The 15,802-nt window shown below is 58.8% G+C and carries 22 protein-coding genes; 5 read left to right on the plus strand and 17 right to left on the minus strand.

Annotated features, from left to right (window positions below; genetic code table 11):
* Nucleotides 1-3 precede the first annotated feature (3 nt).
* From TO66_RS18790 to TO66_RS33435, 17 genes are all read right to left on the minus strand, one after another.
* The gene (locus TO66_RS18790; RefSeq protein WP_044463681.1) at nucleotides 4-984 is read right to left on the minus strand and encodes a major capsid protein; all 981 of its coding nucleotides are present in this window, start codon (nucleotides 982-984) and stop codon (nucleotides 4-6) included.
* A gap of 13 nt (nucleotides 985-997) precedes the next feature.
* Complete coding sequence (locus tag TO66_RS18795; protein WP_044463682.1) at nucleotides 998-1,366, minus strand: head decoration protein; 369 nt, start codon at nucleotides 1,364-1,366, stop codon at nucleotides 998-1,000.
* A gap of 8 nt (nucleotides 1,367-1,374) precedes the next feature.
* Nucleotides 1,375-2,406: a hypothetical protein gene (locus tag TO66_RS18800; RefSeq protein WP_044463683.1), complete on the minus strand. Its 1,032-nt coding sequence runs from the start codon at nucleotides 2,404-2,406 to the stop codon at nucleotides 1,375-1,377.
* 235 nt (nucleotides 2,407-2,641) lie between these two features.
* Nucleotides 2,642-3,118 carry a phage virion morphogenesis protein gene (locus tag TO66_RS18805; protein WP_044463291.1) on the minus strand — a complete coding sequence of 159 codons (477 nt, stop codon included), beginning with the start codon at nucleotides 3,116-3,118 and terminating at the stop codon, nucleotides 2,642-2,644.
* A 10-nt stretch (nucleotides 3,119-3,128) separates the two neighbouring features.
* Entirely contained in the window at nucleotides 3,129-3,959 is an 831-nt protein-coding gene (locus TO66_RS18810; protein WP_044463684.1) for a phage minor head protein, read from the minus strand.
* Nucleotides 3,959-5,455 (minus strand): DUF935 family protein, encoded by a 1,497-nt coding sequence (locus TO66_RS18815; protein WP_044463685.1) that lies wholly within the window; start codon nucleotides 5,453-5,455, stop codon nucleotides 3,959-3,961. Before TO66_RS18815 ends, TO66_RS18810 begins: the two co-directional genes overlap by 1 nt.
* Nucleotides 5,452-6,780 (minus strand): terminase large subunit domain-containing protein, encoded by a 1,329-nt coding sequence (locus TO66_RS18820; protein WP_044463686.1) that lies wholly within the window; start codon nucleotides 6,778-6,780, stop codon nucleotides 5,452-5,454. Before TO66_RS18820 ends, TO66_RS18815 begins: the two co-directional genes overlap by 4 nt.
* Entirely contained in the window at nucleotides 6,777-7,322 is a 546-nt protein-coding gene (locus TO66_RS18825) for a phage protein Gp27 family protein (RefSeq protein WP_041986511.1), read from the minus strand. The genes TO66_RS18820 and TO66_RS18825 overlap by 4 nt, the downstream gene beginning before the upstream one ends.
* 1 nt (nucleotide 7,323) lies before the next feature.
* Entirely contained in the window at nucleotides 7,324-7,617 is a 294-nt protein-coding gene (locus TO66_RS18830; RefSeq protein WP_044463687.1) for a hypothetical protein, read from the minus strand.
* On the minus strand, nucleotides 7,614-7,919 hold the full coding sequence (locus TO66_RS18835; RefSeq protein ID WP_044463688.1) for a DUF2730 family protein: 306 nt from the start codon (nucleotides 7,917-7,919) through the stop codon (nucleotides 7,614-7,616). The genes TO66_RS18830 and TO66_RS18835 overlap by 4 nt, the downstream gene beginning before the upstream one ends.
* Nucleotides 7,916-8,134: a TraR/DksA C4-type zinc finger protein gene (locus TO66_RS32720; RefSeq protein WP_082061115.1), complete on the minus strand. Its 219-nt coding sequence runs from the start codon at nucleotides 8,132-8,134 to the stop codon at nucleotides 7,916-7,918. The genes TO66_RS18835 and TO66_RS32720 overlap by 4 nt, the downstream gene beginning before the upstream one ends.
* Before the next feature lie 6 nt (nucleotides 8,135-8,140).
* Nucleotides 8,141-8,740 carry a hypothetical protein gene (locus tag TO66_RS18840; RefSeq protein ID WP_037006088.1) on the minus strand — a complete coding sequence of 200 codons (600 nt, stop codon included), beginning with the start codon at nucleotides 8,738-8,740 and terminating at the stop codon, nucleotides 8,141-8,143.
* Nucleotides 8,741-8,920: 180 nt separating this feature from the next.
* The gene (locus tag TO66_RS18850) at nucleotides 8,921-9,160 is read right to left on the minus strand and encodes a hypothetical protein (protein WP_044463690.1); all 240 of its coding nucleotides are present in this window, start codon (nucleotides 9,158-9,160) and stop codon (nucleotides 8,921-8,923) included.
* On the minus strand, nucleotides 9,157-9,624 hold the full coding sequence (locus TO66_RS18855; RefSeq protein ID WP_044463691.1) for a structural protein: 468 nt from the start codon (nucleotides 9,622-9,624) through the stop codon (nucleotides 9,157-9,159). Before TO66_RS18855 ends, TO66_RS18850 begins: the two co-directional genes overlap by 4 nt.
* 134 nt (nucleotides 9,625-9,758) lie before the next feature.
* Complete coding sequence (locus TO66_RS33425) at nucleotides 9,759-10,175, minus strand: hypothetical protein (RefSeq protein WP_156162083.1); 417 nt, start codon at nucleotides 10,173-10,175, stop codon at nucleotides 9,759-9,761.
* Nucleotides 10,176-10,232: 57 nt separating this feature from the next.
* On the minus strand, nucleotides 10,233-10,736 hold the full coding sequence (locus tag TO66_RS33430; protein ID WP_156162084.1) for a hypothetical protein: 504 nt from the start codon (nucleotides 10,734-10,736) through the stop codon (nucleotides 10,233-10,235).
* 18 nt (nucleotides 10,737-10,754) lie between these two features.
* A complete protein-coding gene (locus tag TO66_RS33435) occupies nucleotides 10,755-11,204 on the minus strand; it encodes a helix-turn-helix domain-containing protein (protein ID WP_156162085.1) in 450 nt (149 codons plus the stop codon).
* A gap of 155 nt (nucleotides 11,205-11,359) precedes the next feature.
* On the opposite strand from TO66_RS33435, the gene TO66_RS32725 reads away from it, so the two are divergent.
* The 5 genes from TO66_RS32725 to TO66_RS18885 are packed head-to-tail and all read left to right on the plus strand — an operon-like array spanning nucleotide 11,360 to nucleotide 15,802.
* Nucleotides 11,360-11,629, plus strand: a complete 270-nt coding sequence (locus TO66_RS32725; RefSeq protein ID WP_082061102.1) for a DNA-binding protein — start codon at nucleotides 11,360-11,362, stop codon at nucleotides 11,627-11,629.
* A gap of 12 nt (nucleotides 11,630-11,641) precedes the next feature.
* The gene (locus TO66_RS18870; protein WP_044463693.1) at nucleotides 11,642-11,944 is read left to right on the plus strand and encodes a helix-turn-helix domain-containing protein; all 303 of its coding nucleotides are present in this window, start codon (nucleotides 11,642-11,644) and stop codon (nucleotides 11,942-11,944) included.
* An 11-nt stretch (nucleotides 11,945-11,955) separates the two neighbouring features.
* A complete protein-coding gene (locus TO66_RS18875; protein ID WP_044463280.1) occupies nucleotides 11,956-12,843 on the plus strand; it encodes a DUF3102 domain-containing protein in 888 nt (295 codons plus the stop codon).
* Nucleotides 12,844-12,845: 2 nt separating this feature from the next.
* Nucleotides 12,846-14,621 (plus strand): DDE-type integrase/transposase/recombinase, encoded by a 1,776-nt coding sequence (locus tag TO66_RS18880; protein ID WP_044463694.1) that lies wholly within the window; start codon nucleotides 12,846-12,848, stop codon nucleotides 14,619-14,621.
* Complete coding sequence (locus TO66_RS18885; protein ID WP_044463695.1) at nucleotides 14,621-15,802, plus strand: ExeA family protein; 1,182 nt, start codon at nucleotides 14,621-14,623, stop codon at nucleotides 15,800-15,802. The genes TO66_RS18880 and TO66_RS18885 overlap by 1 nt, the downstream gene beginning before the upstream one ends.

Genomic DNA, 15,802 nt, shown 5'->3' on the forward strand with positions numbered 1-15,802 from the left:
GGGTTAGCCCGCCTTCAACTCGACCAGAGCTTCAGGGAACAGGCACATGGCCAACGGGTTCGCCTGGGCTTCCAGATCCCAGCCTTTGCCCAATTTTCGTTCCTCGGCCTTGCTGTAGAACGGCTGGCCAATGGTGTTGACCGTTTCGTTGTAGTTGGCCGGGGCGTTGAACATACGGAATACGCCACGGGCTACTGGAAACACCTGAGCGATATCAACTGGAATGAAACGCTGGCTGCTGACGGTGACGTCGTACTCGATGAACTCGATGCCGCCGAAGGTGAAGCCCGAGCGCACATCGCCGCCGAGCCGATCCTGCGCCTCCTGGTAGTTGGCAAATGCGGCCTTGACCTTTTCATGGTCGATAAACGCATCGAACCAATCCGGTCCGCACAGTGCACGGAACCCGGTGACCATTACGCCGCCCAGTTTGGATTCGGAATAGCGTTTGGCGTCTAGGCAGGCCTTGCGCACGTTGGTGCCGGCATTGCTCAGCGCCACCGTGATTTTCTTCTGGCTGACTTCGAACTCTTTGAAGAGGTCGGTCAGGACTTCGCCGTCCGCGTCCAGCAGCTTGCCGCGCAGCGCGCCCACGCGCTGGAATTCACGGGTGGCTTCGATGCTGTTTTTCAGCTCCTGCAGGTTGTCGTTGATCACCGTCGCCACAGGCGCGGTGGTGTCTTCCTGGCCGAACGCGGCAACTCCCTGCAATTGGCTTGGCAGGATCGGCCGGTTGAGCGGCAGGTGCAGTGTTTCGAAAGTACGGCGCTTACGTTTGCCACCCTTGATCGGGGCCGGGTCATCGTTGCGTGAGGTATTGGGCACCAGGACCAGGCGGCCCTCTCGCTCATCGATAACGACGCTGGTGCTGGTCACGCCTTTTTCATCGAACAGCCCCATAGCGCCGACTTTGCCGGGGATCGCTGGCAGTTTGTTCACGGCTGCGGTGAGGTTGGCAACGCTGAACATGTCTTGCAGATTCATGGAGTACTCCTGATCAGAGGGCCGCACGGGCAACGATGCCCAGGGTGTTGAGTTCATCCAGGGCGGTGGCCTTCTGGGCTTCGGTGATGCCGGCTGGCCAGGTCAGTTCGGCAGAGTCGACGACGGCACCGCGAGAGATCACCACACCCGGCTCATCGCCGTCCGTTGCATCCACGGCTTCAATCAAAATCGCCGCAGACTTTTTGGCCGTGCCGGTGCCAGCGAGATCAAGCACCTGGTACTTGCCAGAGACTTTCGCCAGCACCTGGCCGAATGAGTAATTCGTCCCGCCCAGCAGCGTGACCTTGTCTTTCGTCCATCCGGCGCAGACTTCGACCAGGAGCAAATCGCCCGGGTCTTTCGGTTGAGTAAATGTGGCCATAGGGCCTCCTATCGTTGAGAGCGGGCTTCGGCGTCAGCCAACAGCGGGTTGGTGGGTTGAGTTACGGTCTTACCTGCGCGGCCTTTGGTGGCGACCTCCGCGAAGCTGACGCCGCCAGCCAGGTCGCCGAAGATCGCCTTCAGACCATCGATCAGCGGTTCGCGGGCGTCGTCTTCGCCGAACTCCAGCGGCGTTTTGCTCGACTCGGCATAGTCCAGTGCTGCAATTACTGCTGGGGCGTGCACCGGCTTCATGCCTGCCGCCACCAGTTTCTCGGCGTACTCGACGTTCGATGCATGGATAGCGTCTTGCGCAGCGGTAAGGGCAGCCTTGTCGCGCTTTGCGAGGTCGGCCTTCAGGCGCTTGTTCTCCGCCTCCAGGGCGGCCTGTTCCGTTGGGGTCACGGTGTGTTCCTCGGTGGTGGGTTTGCTGGGTGTGGCGGGTTCGGTAAATGAGGGGCGGTCGTCTTCACGACGGGACTCTGCCAACAGGTTGTCTACGTCCCAACCAGGAACAACCCGGTCAGCGGTCTCCTGGCCGAACTGGTCGATGAACCAGTCACGCAGACGGCGAAAGATCCCGGCCGAAACAGCGTCGCCGAAGTCGCCGAATTCGATTTCAACCACACCATCACCATCGTCGAACTCGATGTCGGACAGGCCCTTGATGGCGGGTGGCTGGGCGCCAAGAAAACCGATATGGCGCAGGTAGTAGATGCCCGGCTTCGGATTGCGCGGGTCATCGGGTGCGTACCAGGAAGCCGAACGCGGATACCAGGTGCCAGCCGCAACACCTTCGGCGAAGTCGTTGTGGACCTGCTCAGGTACTGCCGTTGCTTCACCCTTGGTGTTGCGGCTGATGGACCGAACCCAGCCATAGGCCGGCCCGTTGTCCTTGGGGTGACCGATGACCAGGGGTGCCCGGTGTAGCGCTGGGTCATAACCGCTGATCGATGCCGCCAGGTCTGTCTCGGTGAACTCGACTTTTCGGCCCTGGCTATCGACATGCTTACCGGCACGAAAGAAAGGAATGGTTTTCATAGTCTGTGCACTTCAGTTGAAGGTGATGCACACAGACTGAGCCAATGCCCGGCCGAAGACTTTTAATCGAGTTTAAAGAGTGTCGCGGCGGTGTTGATGCGGCCAGGGTGCCATTGGCACCCGCGCAGTGGGATAGGAGTGAGGCAGCAGGGCTTTATAAAGCGTTTACAGCGTGACTCGCCTATGCGGTTCGATGAACCGGAGCCGTATGCACCCTGTGGCGCCTCTGAGGGGCTTACAGGCGAGCGGCCTTTTCCAGGTGATGCATGGCCAGATCCAGGATGGCCTCTTCTGCTTCGGGCTGCAGTTTGCCCTCGGCGTCCATCGGCAAATATGGGCGACCTGGAATGTCACCCCACAGGTGGGGGAAGTCCGACTTGGTGCCACCGAACTGCATCATGGCGGCATAGGGTTTGTTGCTGCCAACCAGCGCCGAGCTGTCGGTTGCTTGCGTGGTGATCGAGGCGGCCAGGCCTGCCGAACTGACCTGCAGCATCTGCCCTGGCCAGTTACCGTTTTTCTCACGGCGTGCTGTGGTGACATCGGACAGATCCTCCCACTCGGGGCGGCCTTCCTCGCCGAAGTTTTCCTCGGTCTGGCTGGCCAGCTCGGCGGCGATGCCGCGCATTAGCGGTGCAAGGTCGCCCACGGCCCACTCAATTTTGCGCAGGGCAGCCTGTACACGCTGGTGATCAAGTTCAACGGTGAACATTTCAAACCTCCTAGGCGGCTGCCTGTTTGCGCTTAAGCATGTCGGCCAGGCCAGTACCTGGTGCATGGTTGAATCCGGGGTCGGTGCGGAAGGTGATGGCCTTGCCAGCGGCGTCTGTTGTGCGAATGCCGGTGACGGGCGCGGTGCGGATCTCGCCGGTACGTTTGTCGGTGCCGGTTTCCACGGTCTCGGTGAACATACGTCCAACGCTCGACACGACCTTCAGGCCTCGGCGCTTCACCGCGGCTTCGCTCAGCGCGACAACACGGCAACGGCAGTTGAACCCGTTGGGTGGAAAGATCGCCGACCAGATCGGGTCATCGTGGCGAAACACCTGGCCATGCAGGGCGCGGTGACTCGGCCGGGTCTTGCCGTCCAGGATGGCCACATACATCCAATATGGATGGGTCTCGGTGGTCTGCTCCATCTCGGCCTTGCGGCCGGCCATGTACGCGCTCTGCAGGTTGGTCTGATAGATCGTCTTGAGACGGCGCGGACTGCCCAACTGGACCAGCTCGCCGACGCCTTCACTGTCGACAATGACTTGCTGGCCCCACCAGCCTTGCGACTCCAGGACGGGCTGCAGATCGGCGATGAACTTCTTGAGTGTCTGGCCTTCCAGCAGCGCGGTTTCCAGGGCGCCACGAATGTCCGACAGCAGATCGAGGCGCATGGCCTTTGCCACGGTGAAGGACTGGTCATGCGCCTGGTCGAGCATTTCCTGCCAGTTCCAGGTGATCGCGTAGCCCTTGGCCTTCAAGTAGGCCACGGCGTTTTTCGGCTCCATGCCGAAGATGGCCTTGAGGTCGGCCGGGTTCGGGGTTTTCGGTTTGGTGGCCATTAGTCTTCCCGATCCGCATTGGCATTCAGGCGGCCCCAGATGTTGGCCATGAACAACAGGCGCGTAAGGTTCTCCTGCAGCGCCTGGTCATCCATCGTCGGGTACGCTTCTGCCAGCAGGCCGAGCGCCTCGGTGTCGGTGCGAGCGCGCAACAGTGTCTCGATCAGAGAGGCAACGGTCTGTTCGCTCTGCTCCTGCAGCAGCTCGGCGGGCAAGCTGTTGATGGCCTGGTCAAGCGCCACCTGGTCGAGAATCGGCTTGAGGGACGACTCGGCAAACTCCGACGATTCAGCCGGCGCCGGAGTCTCGTCCAGGTCGCCTTCCTGCAAGTTGTAGGTGCGTTTCCAGTACGCGCTGGTGAACTTCACGCCGGACTCGGTCAGCGCCTTGTCACGCTGTGCCAGGGTCTTGTCGATTTCCTCCTGTTCCCACAGCTTGTACAGGGGCGCCACAACATCAGTGCCGAAGTTAAGATCTACGACCAGGCGAATACACGCATTCAACGATGCAGCGACAATACCTGCGTCACCATCGCGAATGTCTTTGGTCACCTCGGCGCCGGCTACAGCACTGGCCCGATTGCTGTCCTTCTCGGTGGTTTGGTTCTGCCCGAGCATGGCGACGTTGATTTCGCTCCTGCAGTACTCCAGCAGCTCGCGGTAAACCTCTGCGCTGCCGGCTTTGCCCGCCGCCTCGATAATCTGCACGCTGGAGTCGTCAGGGATCGCTGCCACGGCGTCTTGCACCATGGCTTCAAGGCTATCGAGCAACAAGTCGGTTTCGCCGTCAGTGGCACCGCGTGGATGTTTGCCGATGACCCACGGGCTGCCGTATTTTTCGGTGAACTGCACCCAGAACTTCAGGCCACCTTTCATGAAGGTGGTGGGCCAGAAGCACATGCTGAGATCAGGAAAGCCGTAAGGGTTGGCGTAGGTGGCGTCCTGCCGGGCAACGATAAAGCGCTGAGGGTCGCACAGTTCGCCCTCCTGGCCCGCTTCTTTGGAGCGAAAGCGCAGAGCATTATCTTTGTCATAGAAGAACCATTCGGCCGGTTTACCGAGCAGGTCGTCTGGCACCAGGTTCATGCCTACCGGCTGCCACATCAGTTCGACGGGTTGATAACCAAACAGCGGCGCATCAAGCAGTTCGCGAATGATGCGATCAAGGTCAAGGTCAGTGAGCCAGTCGCGGATAAACCGCTCGACCTTGAGGGGAGCATCGCCACGCTTGATACCGCGCTCCAGTGAAAGCACAGAAGCCTTGCGACGCCGAACGTTACCGCCAACCAATGCCGAGCTACGCAGGTCTCGATAGACCGTGATGTCCTTGCCCAGAGCCTTAAGTATTGGGTCAGGGTTGGGCAGATTGGCGCCGCTGAAGCCGCCTGCACTGGAACGACCACGGGTGGCAACATGTTGGTCGAGCGTAGCGCTGCGCTGGGCGTCGGCAAAGTTGACGAATTCAGTGGGACTGACCCACACACCTTTCTTGTTCATGCGTACCCTCGGGTGATGCGGGTGCCCTGACGCGGGCGGCGAGATTTAGCAGTGACCGGTCCCTTGGGGCCATCGCTCGCGTTCAAGGCCAAGAAACCCGCCCAGGCACGGTCGGCGTGGCCGGTGGTATCGGACTCGGCCACAAAGCGAGGGGCACCAGTGGGACCGGCAACCTTCTGCAGTTTGTGCAGGTCGTTGCGCAGATCGGTATCACCCAGGGGGATACGGATCTGCTTGTCCTGGAACACTTCCTTGCCACGGGTGGCCATGGTCAGCTTACTAGCAGTGCTGAAGATCACACCCTCAACACGCATGGAGCCATGTCTGCGCTTTGCATCTTCGACAGGCTTTTCCCCCATGCCGGTTTGGTCCATGCAGCAACGCAGTACACGGTAACGAGCGAACACGTCATCAAGCAGCGCGTCCTGCTCCTGGAAAGAGGCGCGTTTGCGGGTGATGATTTCCCGTGTCCAGTACACGTCTCCGACTTGCTCCAATACCCAGATCACGTACAAGTCATTGCGGATGCCGATATCGACACCAACAAAACAGGGGCCGCCGGTGTACAGCTCCGGGCGTCCGGCCCGGTCATTCTCGACGTCGTTGATCAGATCAAAGCTGAGCCAGGCGCTGGCCTCGTCCAGCCACGTCAGTTCAAACTCTTGAGACCATGCATCCTCATCATTGAGGGCGGCGCGCATCTCCTCAATGTCCCGTGGTAGGCCATCTGCAACGGCGGCATAAATATCTACAGCGTGACGCGACCAGATCTGAGCAAGTTTCTTGTCCGTCATCAGCTCATAGAACTTGTTGCCCTTGCCGTTCGGGGTGCTGGTGATGCGCAACTTCCAACCGTTGGAGATCACCGGGAACAAGGCGGTCCAGATTTTTCGGCTGTCCTGGTGAAAGGCAAACTCGTCCAGGAACACGTTGGCGCTGAAGCCACGGGCAGTATCGGGGTTGGCTGGCAACGCGGTGATCTTCGACCCGCCCGGCAGGATCACGTCCAGCATGGTGAAGCGCTCACCGGACGTAGTTTTGAACTCGCCTTCAATCTCTTGCACGGCCATGTTGTAAGCGCGGCAATGCTTCTTAACGCCTTCGTCCATAGCCTCTTTGGCCTGACGCTCACCGCGGGACAGGATCACCCATCGGGTACGGCTACCACGCGACTCCGCTGCAAAGCAGTCGTCGACGATTTCCAGGGTACTGGTGAAGGTCTTGCCGGTCTGTCGGGCGAACATCCCGATCTTGAACCGCGCGGGGTCCAGCAACCATTTCTTCTGATAGTCGAGCAGCGGGACCGCAGGCTGTTGATTGCTCATAGCCCGTAGACCTCTTGGCGGATGCGCTGCAGGGTGTCAGGCGTGAGTGCGCCGGACTTGCCCAAGTCATCCAGCTTGCCTTGTTGCTCTCGTATCAGGCGCTCTTGAGCAGCCTTCTCGATAGCCTGGCGCTCTTTGATGCTCAGGGTCCGAGCCTGCATGGTGTTCTTCGCTGCCCGCGCCAGTTCGGCCACTTCCTTGGTGGTGACATCATCTTTTTCGTGGGCGCCCATTGCGGCCTGGTAAGCCAGGGTCGAAATGGCCTCGACCAGCAAAGCGCCGGTCTTGTCAGATGCGTCTTCACCAAAGGCACCAACGAAGGCTTCAGCCTGCTCGCGGTGCTGCCGGGTCTTCTCGGTCAGCAGGTCGAAGCCTTGCTTGAAGCGCCCCAGCGCGCTGCGGCTAGGGGCTTTCTCGTTGGGAAAGCGCGACTGGATGTCGGCAAGCATGTCATCCAGGGTCATGCGGTCTTCGCGCAGTAGCTTTTGGATGTACGCCTTGACCATCGGCGGCAACCGATTGATGGATGATTTACCGGCCATGTTATGCCCCCGGCCGCTTGATGCCTGGGACGCGAGCGCGTCCTGCAGCAATGTCCTGGCCACGCTCGGTCAGCGTGGCCACCAACACCGGGCCGACATCCGAAACAGTCACCGCGCCTTGCTCGGCCAGCCAGTGCAGTTCGGTTTTCACCTGGTCGCGGCTGAGCGCGTGCCCGAAGCTGTCCAGGGCCATGGTCAGCACCGAGCTGTTGGCACGGTAGCCGGTCGTTTCGGCCAGCAAACGCAGGATCACCAGGCGATAGTCTTCACGCAGAAACGCAGCGTATTGGGTCATATCTTTTCTCGCAGCAAGTAATCATTGATCCGGTCCAGCGAACGGGCCAAAGGGCCAAGCGCTTCCTTGACCCCCGACAGTTCGGCCCGTACCGCTTTCATGTCGCCCAGCAGATCGGTGACGGCGGTCTGGTCAGGCAGGTGCCGGACGTGTTCTTCCAGGGCGACAATGCGCGTGCGCAGCTCCAGCAGTTCCTGGGCGCTGGCGGTCTGGCGTTTGGTCATCCAGGTGTAAATGCCGAGTACCGTCAGGACCAGCCATTGCACGGTTTGGAAACCGAAGTTGAGTTCGTTCAGATTCATTCAAAACCCCGTGTGGCCAAGTGTTCCAAGGCGTCTATGCAGTCAAAGCAATGTTCGATACCAGGGCTGTCCTGGCGTTGATCTTCAGGAATCGCATCACCGCATTCCTCGCAGCGGTAAACCGACCGGCCGGAGCCTCGTCGCAGGTCGCTGTTGCGCACGCGCAATTGCGCATCGCTGATGTCGTCATCTGTAGCGGGTTCAGCTACATCCATAGGGCGTCAGTCCTTTTCCTGGAGATCAAGCAAGGCATTGAATTGGGCGAGGATGGATCGGGCCCACAGGCCGTAGTCCTGGGCGTGGGCAAGGATGTCGGCGGGAGTGACGCCGCTTTCCAATAGTTCGGCCTCAGAGCCGGTGGCGGGCCAGGCCGCTTTTTCAGCTGCGGTGGCAGCGGTGCCCGGTCCTGGGGCGGGCACACCGAGGGCGGTGTTGAAGTCGCGCAACCAACCAGCAGTGAACACGCAACGAGGGATAGGCTTAGCGACAGCGCCAGGCGCCGGAATGTATTGGGTCGTGACATGGGGGATTCGCTCCTGGAGCTGGCGTTTCTCTTCGGCGTGTCGGTCTAGTGTGGTGAGCAGCAAGGCCTCGGCTTCGTTGGCACGGGTGACCTGCTGCAGCAACTGCAGGCGGTTTTCCTTTTCCGCCGCCCCGGCCTGTACTGCCTGTGTGGCCTTGAATGACTGCAGGTCGGAATTGCCCAGGGCTTCGGCGTACCGAAAGCCGAAGCCGTAGGCGATTGAGCCGGCAGCTGCTGCGCTGATCACGCATGCCAGGCCGGCGACAAGGAGTCCTGTAGGCAACCGTTCAAGCACCATGGCGCTGCCTCATGCGGTCGCGGGACTTACGGGCACGGTTGCCGGTCTTGCCGTGGCGATAGAGGGGCATGACGCTAGACCTGATCCAGGTGCCAGCAGCGGTGCTGGGGGTGGGCCAGCGACAAACACCCGCGAGCCCCGCCAGCAGCGCAGCGAAGGCCCGACCAAAGAGGTTCAGTCTCATGACGAAGCCTCCTGGTCTGGTTGCTCGGCCTGCTCAGGAGGGCCCTGTTTGCGCAGGCGAGCAATGAACAGCAGAACGGCCAAGCCGCTGTTGACGGCCGCATAGGTCGATGAAGACAGTTGCGCTTGCCACATCGGCAGGATGGTGGCCTGGGCGAGACCGAGCAGAGCAATGACGATGGCCAGCTGGACGCTGTGAAGCTTCCAGCAGCAATGGCAGTTGTCGATCAGCTTCATGCTGGCTCCCCGTGATAGGCGTCGGGGACAATGCCGGCCAGGTGCAAGCCTTCATTGATCAGTGCTTCGCCGTACCAGTTGCCCTCGGGAAGGGCTCCCGCTCCGTTTTCGTGGCGAATGATCGCTTCTGTGAGCGCGCGCATGGTCCGGTAGTCGTACACGTCGATACGTTCTTCAGGTGACACGCCAAGGCGGCCAGCAACCTGACGGATATAGCTCTCGGTGTTGTTCTCGTTCGGTGGTGCCCAGCGCCCGATAATTGCGCGGACAGTGCGCAAGCCATGCTTGTCCTGGTAGGTGATCAGGGTACGAGCCAGGGCTCGGATGCCCCATTGGGGGCCAATGAACTGGACGAATGCAGTGTCATTCTGATTCGCCGACATACCTTGCCAGCGGGTGCCCTTAGCGTGGCGGATATTGCCGGGATTAAAATTGCGGATGCCGCGAGGGGTTTCGGGTCGCATCGGACGCCTCCTGTAATGGCGCCGTACTTTTCGGACGCCAGAAATACACACGCCGCCATGATCGGCGGCGTGGTACAGGAAGGCTTTTAATCGAGTTTAAAGAGATGGCTAAGTACAGAAACCTCTCTATGTAATTAGTCAACAACGCCAGTTGCGCGGTAGAGTCCCCGGGCACCAGCAACAGCATCCGAATGTGTACTTCCTTGAATACGATTTACAGCATACAGAGACAGCAGTTCACTACAATCCTGCTTAGTCTTGGCACCAAGAAGTACGGCATTGGCCCCTTCGATTACATCAGTAGCCTCAGCGTAGCGACCTTCAGCACGAATTTTCTTGGTAATAAACCAGGCGATATTGGCGAGTTTTTCCTCATTCTCGACATTGCATACGGTTAGGCCTCTCGTAAGTGCAGCCTGGGTGCGCTCCACCTCTGGAGAGCTGCTTTTAAGCGTTTTATCTAGGCTCAGTGTTGTTAGCTTTTCCGCAATAGTCTCCGCGCTTGCCGCCATGGAACACAGTGAAGCGAGAATAAAAAATACAGTTTTCAAAGTTAATTTCCCTATTTAACAGTCTGAAGAAGCCTTCGCGTCTCTTGATCCCTTTATTTATCGGGCTGATTGCAGGATCACGAATGCCAGAAGCCCAGCTACCACCGAAACACCAATCACCCAATGCTGAAGAGTGTCAGGGAAGTACCCTTTGAGAGAGAAGCCTGAAATAGCAACAGAGGCACTGACTATAAATGTTTTCAACAGAAACGTATTGGTCTCTTTCCTGCGCTGCTCTGCTTGCTGTTTTGCTCTGTGGTCTGCTTCAACCTGGTCATGATTATGCAAGTTGTAGTCACAGTGCATACATAGCTGCGTATAACGCCAAGTGGACTTTCCGCACTGAGGACAACTCCTTGCGCGATCACTCTCCAGAGGGGGAGGCTCTTTCCCTGAGCGTATCTCAAACGTCTGGGTCCCCAGGTTTATATGGGTATTGTTACCTCTACCCCTTATTTTGATCCTCAACTCATGATCTTTACCGTCATCAGGTAGGTCCCCGATTTCCTTGGTCAGACTAGCGGAAAGAGCTTGAACCAAATCTTCATCCCCAATACGCATACGCACTCCTTTCTTGCATCAGTGGCTTACCACTAACTTCAGAACTCTATCTACGTGAGAATCATCAAGCTGCTTTTCTTGAGCCAGAAAATTGTATACCTCCGCTGTTTTCGCAACTAGCTGTGTAGCGGGCCAACGCTTACCTGCCTGTTTAGCGGCTGCCTCAAGCATTTCGGCAATTCTATTTAGCCGCTGAACATCGATTGGCTTGAAACTCTCGACGCCGCTTGTAGATGCCTTATTTGGCACTTGTCGGGTCTTCTCTCGATTCCCGGTCAGTACGTAAAGCGCATCCAGACCGACCTCAATCCATTTCTCAAGAGATGACGCGTCAGGGCTAGAACGGCCTTGCTCCCAGCCAATTTGTGACCGTTTAGACGCATCGACCAAAGCGGCAAAATCGGGCTGGGTGTAGCCCAGCCGTTCCCGTTCTTCTTTGAGTCGCTCACCAAGTGTTTTTTTTGGCACTTTATATCCTTGACAGGTGCAAAAAATGGCACCAATATCTACCACAGAAAACAGCGATAAACCTCACGTAGCCATGAAATACCGCGTAACGCTATTGGAGGCGCATTAGCGCTAGTTCACCAAGTAAAGCCGCAATTTACCACACAGGAGGCGCCATGAACGGCCCCGCAACGTCACTTGATTCGGCGCCACTGCCGTATCCACAAACACCCACAAGCGCCAATGCCTGGTTTGTGAGTCATGGCATTTGCAAATCTCAATGGGCTAGGGCCCTGGGCTTTGATCGCATGACCGTTGTCGACCTCTTGCGCGGACGACTGAAGGGCCACCGTGGCGAAGCACACCACGTAGCTGTTGCCCTGGGGCTGAAGCCCAATCCCGCCCGCGCCAAATCAAAACCAGCTGTCGCAGCTAAAGCCGCGTAACCGGAGCCATTCATGACTCAACCTGTTTCTGCCGCCGCTCGCACCCTGCGCGTACTCAAAGCCCTGAAAGGCCACACCATCACGGGCCTCAGCAATACCGAACTCACCCAGCTGACAAAAGACAGCCCCAGCAATATCAGCCGCGCCATGCAGACCCTCATAGAGGAAGGCTTGGCCGTGAAGCTGGATAACGGTCGCTTCGCCCATTCAATCGGCATGTTGCAAATCGCACAGGCCCACGCTGAACACATGGCGCGCTTGACCCAGCGCATGCAGGAAACCAATCAGCGCATCGCCGCTGGCTCGATGAACTAAGGAGAAACACCATGGCACGCACTAAAAGCCAACCCGCACCCACTGTTGAAACTACCCCTCTGGATGGCGAAGTACTTACGGCCAATCAGAACCTGATGGCGGACAACTGCGCCGTAGTCATGAACCAGTTCGGTGATGGTCTCCCTTATGAGCGTACCCGACTGATCAACGAGGCCCGCTTCTACATGGCCCAAAGTGCCGAGGCAATGCTGGAAGCGGGTAAGCGCCTGATTGTCCTCAAGGAAAACGAGCCGTATGGCGAGTTTGAACAGATCGTTCGGGAACAGCTCGGCATGCCGGAGCGGACAGCCCAACGCATGATGCAGGCGTCTCTCAAGTACCTGTCACCTCAACTTGAGGCAAAAGCGCCAGCGCTGGCGCTTTTGGGTAAGACCAAGCTGTTTGAGCTGATTGCCGAGGATGACGAAGACCTGGAAGCCCTGGCAGAGGGGGGAACTGTTGCCGGGTTGTCCCTGGAAGACATAGACCGGATGACCAGCCGCGAGCTGCGTGCCGCGCTTCGTGACTCCCGCGAAAACGCCAAGGCACAAGGTGAAGTGCTGGCGAAGCGTTCCAGTGATCTGCAACAAGCCAAGGACGAACTCGATGTCGCCCGCAAGCGTATCCAGGGCCAGCCCCTGGACGTAGTTATCAAGGAGCTGCGCGTTGAAGTGACGGCCCTTGCGTTTGAAGTCGAATCGACCTCGTTGGGCAAGTTGCGCGAAGGCTTCATGAAGATGGCGGAACACGCCAATGATGCCGGCCAAGACCATCGTACCTTCCAGGCCGGCCTGATCCATCAGTTGGAAATCGTCCTCGCCAGCATTCGCAGTGAATTCCATCTGCCCGCACGCCAGGCCGATACCGACCCCGTCTGGATGGCTGCGGAAGAGGCCTGAACATGAACCCGGTTCAGACCCAGCTTCTGACCCAAATCGCCCAACGGGCAGCCAATGCGCCGCACGGTCAACGTACCGCTATCTACAAGGCGGGCGCGGCCGACTTGGGTATCTCAATCCAAACCCTACAGCGCAAGCTGAAGGAGGTCTCAGTGACCAAACCACGCAAACGCCGCAGTGATGCCGGGTGCAGTGCCCTACCACTGGAAGAAGCGCAGAAGATATCGGCCGTGTTGCTGGAATCGATCCGCGCCAACAGCAAACAGCTATCCACCATTGAGCGCGCCGTTGAACGTCTGCGCAGCAATGGGTTGATCATGGCAGGTCGAGTTGATGAAGCCACCGGACTGTTTCAACCGCTGAGCAACGGCGCCATCAGTCGTGCCCTGAAGGGCTACAAGCTCCATCCTGACCAGCTGCTGCAGGATGCTCCGGCCGTGTCGCTGGCCAGCAACCACCCCAACCACGTTTGGCAGGTGGACGCGTCGATCTCGACGCAGTTCTATCTGGCGGATGACGGGGCGCGGGCTATGAACAAGGCCGAGTTCTATGACGGTAAACCCGGCAACCTGAAGAAGATCGAGCGCCAACGCCTGTGGCGCTATGTGATCACCGACCACACCAGCGGCACCTTGTACCTGGAGTACGTGTTGGGTGCTGAGTCGGCCGATAACCTGTGCGCCGTGCTGATCAATGCAATGCAGAAACGCCACGAAGCGGACCCGTTCCACGGCGTGCCCTGGATGCTGATGACCGACCCTGGCGCGGCGATGACCAGCGGCATGTTCCGTAACCTCTGCCGTGCCATGTCCATCGATTTGATCATTAACCAGGTCGGCAATGCACGAGCCAAGGGCCAGGTCGAGCAAGCGCACAACATTGTCGAGCGTGAGTTTGAGAGCGCACTGAAGTTCCAGGCCGCAAACAGCCTGGAGCAAATCAACACCTGGGCCGGAAAGTGGATGCGTTATTACAACGCAACCGCGATTCACACACGCACCCGGCGCACTCGTTATGGCGTGTGGCAGTTGATCACGCAGGAACAGCTGCGCCTGGCACCAAGCATTGAGGTCTGCCGTGATCTGGCGGTCAGCACGCCGGAGTACCGCACGGTCAGCAACCTATTGCGTATCTCGTTCCGTGGTGATCAGTTCGATGTCAGCTCGGTGCCACGGGTCATGGTTGGTGAAAAGTTGCTGATCACCCGCAACTGCTGGCGTGACAAAGATGCCGCTATTGCTGTCCTGGTCGGTGAAGACGGCCGCGAGCAATACCACATTATCGAGCGGATCGGCATGGATCAGTTCGGGTTTGCGCAGACCTCGGCCACCATTGGTGAGCAATACAAGAGTCATGCTGAAACCCCGGCCCAGGCCTCGCGCAAAGTCCTGGAACAGATCGCCACCGGCACCACCAACCTGGCCGACGCTGAAGCCGCACGCAAGGCCAAGGCCGTGCCGTTCGGTGGCCTGATCGATCCTCACAAACATGTCAGCGACACCGTGTTGCCTGCCTACATGCCGCGTCGTGGTACGTCGCTCAATGTCAACGCGCCAACCGTAGAGCATGCGCTGCTGACCCATGTCGAGGCAGCGAAGTTGCTTCAACCACGCTTGGCCAATTTCTGGTCCGGTGAATCCTTTGGTTGGCTACAGCGGGAATACCCCGAGGGCGTTCCCCAAGACAAGCTCGATGACATCGAAGCTGAGCTGAAACGCCCCGTTGAAGTCACCCGTACACCACTCAGCCTGGTGCGGGCTGCAGCTGGAGGTCAGTGATGTTGAAGCTGAAGCAAATTCTGCAGGGGGTGGGACGCCCTCAAAGGGCCTTGGCCGAGTCGCTGAACCTCAGCGGCGCCTCGGTCGCCCAACTGCTGAACCATGGTCAGTGGCCACGCAGCCTTGACTGCGACGAACTGCAGGGACGCATCCGTGTGTTCCTGACCGAAGCCGGCGCCAACGATTCCGATATCGCCAACGCCTTTGAAGAAGTGGATCTGCCGTGCGCCAACACGGCAGATCCGGCCCTTAATGAAGAGCCGTCCGGGGAGGACGAACCTATGTTACTGCCAAAGCAGACGTTACAGCCAAATACACGGAAAGCCTTCGGCCTGCTCCGCGATCCCTTTAGTGATCTGCAATGCACGCAAGATATGTGGCTCAGCCCTGAAATCCGCTACGTGCGGGAGTTCATGTATCAGACGGCGCGTCACGGCGGGTTCCTCGCTGTTGTGGGCCAGTCAGGTGCAGGCAAAAGCACGCTGCGCCGTGACCTGGTGAACCGGATCACCGAGAACAATGACCCGGTGATCATCATCGAGCCCTATGTCCTGTCCTCGGAAGACAGCGAAGCCAAGGGCAAACCGCTGAAAAGCACGCACATTGCCGAGTCCATGATGGCGGCGGTGGCACCCCTGGAAAAAGTGAAGAGCAGCCCCGAGGCGCGTTTCGCCCAGCTGCACAAGGCGCTGAAGGAATCCACTGCGGCCGGGTATCGCCATTGCCTGGTAATCGAAGAAGCGCACAGCCTGCCGGTCTCGACGCTCAAACATCTCAAGCGTTTCCTTGAGCTGGAAGTCGGCTTCACCAAGCTGATCAGCATCATCATGATCGCTCAGACAGAGCTTCTGATGAAGCTCAGCGAGCGCAACGCCGACGTGCGCGAGGTGGTGCAGCGTTGCGAACGGATCGACCTGGAGCCAATTGCAGGCGAGCGCCTGGGGGAGTTCCTGAAGTTTCGTTTCGAGCGTGCGAACAAAGCGCTCGACGATGTTATCGACGCCAGCGGTATCCAGGCGATTGCTGAACGTCTGTCGCAGCCAAGCAAGCGCGGTGGACGTGACGAGACTGTTTCGTCGCTGTACCCGCTGGCCATCGGCAACCTGGTAGTCGCGTCGATGAATCTGGCCGCCAAGCTGGGCGCGCCGATGATCACCGCCGACATTGTGAAGGGGGTGTGA

Source organism: Pseudomonas sp. MRSN 12121, assembly GCF_000931465.1.
Lineage (GTDB): Bacteria > Pseudomonadota > Gammaproteobacteria > Pseudomonadales > Pseudomonadaceae > Aquipseudomonas.

Excerpts from the sequence above, each read along its gene's own strand:
- TO66_RS18840 (WP_037006088.1), bottom strand. The coding sequence starts at position 8,740 with ATGGTGCTTGAACGGTTGCCTACAGGACTCCTTGTCGCCGGCCTGGCA.
- TO66_RS18790 (WP_044463681.1), bottom strand. The coding sequence starts at position 984 with ATGAATCTGCAAGACATGTTCAGCGTTGCCAACCTCACCGCAGCCGTG.
- TO66_RS18795 (WP_044463682.1), bottom strand. The coding sequence starts at position 1,366 with ATGGCCACATTTACTCAACCGAAAGACCCGGGCGATTTGCTCCTGGTC.
- TO66_RS32725 (WP_082061102.1), top strand. The coding sequence starts at position 11,360 with ATGAACGGCCCCGCAACGTCACTTGATTCGGCGCCACTGCCGTATCCA.
- TO66_RS18855 (WP_044463691.1), bottom strand. The coding sequence starts at position 9,624 with ATGCGACCCGAAACCCCTCGCGGCATCCGCAATTTTAATCCCGGCAAT.
- TO66_RS32720 (WP_082061115.1), bottom strand. The coding sequence starts at position 8,134 with ATGGATGTAGCTGAACCCGCTACAGATGACGACATCAGCGATGCGCAA.
- TO66_RS18810 (WP_044463684.1), bottom strand. The coding sequence starts at position 3,959 with ATGGCCACCAAACCGAAAACCCCGAACCCGGCCGACCTCAAGGCCATC.
- TO66_RS18885 (WP_044463695.1), top strand. The coding sequence starts at position 14,621 with ATGTTGAAGCTGAAGCAAATTCTGCAGGGGGTGGGACGCCCTCAAAGG.
- TO66_RS18825 (WP_041986511.1), bottom strand. The coding sequence starts at position 7,322 with ATGGCCGGTAAATCATCCATCAATCGGTTGCCGCCGATGGTCAAGGCG.
- TO66_RS18875 (WP_044463280.1), top strand. The coding sequence starts at position 11,956 with ATGGCACGCACTAAAAGCCAACCCGCACCCACTGTTGAAACTACCCCT.
- TO66_RS18830 (WP_044463687.1), bottom strand. The coding sequence starts at position 7,617 with ATGACCCAATACGCTGCGTTTCTGCGTGAAGACTATCGCCTGGTGATC.
- TO66_RS18800 (WP_044463683.1), bottom strand. The coding sequence starts at position 2,406 with ATGAAAACCATTCCTTTCTTTCGTGCCGGTAAGCATGTCGATAGCCAG.
- TO66_RS18815 (WP_044463685.1), bottom strand. The coding sequence starts at position 5,455 with ATGAACAAGAAAGGTGTGTGGGTCAGTCCCACTGAATTCGTCAACTTT.
- TO66_RS18870 (WP_044463693.1), top strand. The coding sequence starts at position 11,642 with ATGACTCAACCTGTTTCTGCCGCCGCTCGCACCCTGCGCGTACTCAAA.
- TO66_RS18805 (WP_044463291.1), bottom strand. The coding sequence starts at position 3,118 with ATGTTCACCGTTGAACTTGATCACCAGCGTGTACAGGCTGCCCTGCGC.
- TO66_RS18880 (WP_044463694.1), top strand. The coding sequence starts at position 12,846 with ATGAACCCGGTTCAGACCCAGCTTCTGACCCAAATCGCCCAACGGGCA.
- TO66_RS33430 (WP_156162084.1), bottom strand. The coding sequence starts at position 10,736 with ATGCGTATTGGGGATGAAGATTTGGTTCAAGCTCTTTCCGCTAGTCTG.
- TO66_RS18850 (WP_044463690.1), bottom strand. The coding sequence starts at position 9,160 with ATGAAGCTGATCGACAACTGCCATTGCTGCTGGAAGCTTCACAGCGTC.
- TO66_RS18835 (WP_044463688.1), bottom strand. The coding sequence starts at position 7,919 with ATGAATCTGAACGAACTCAACTTCGGTTTCCAAACCGTGCAATGGCTG.
- TO66_RS18820 (WP_044463686.1), bottom strand. The coding sequence starts at position 6,780 with ATGAGCAATCAACAGCCTGCGGTCCCGCTGCTCGACTATCAGAAGAAA.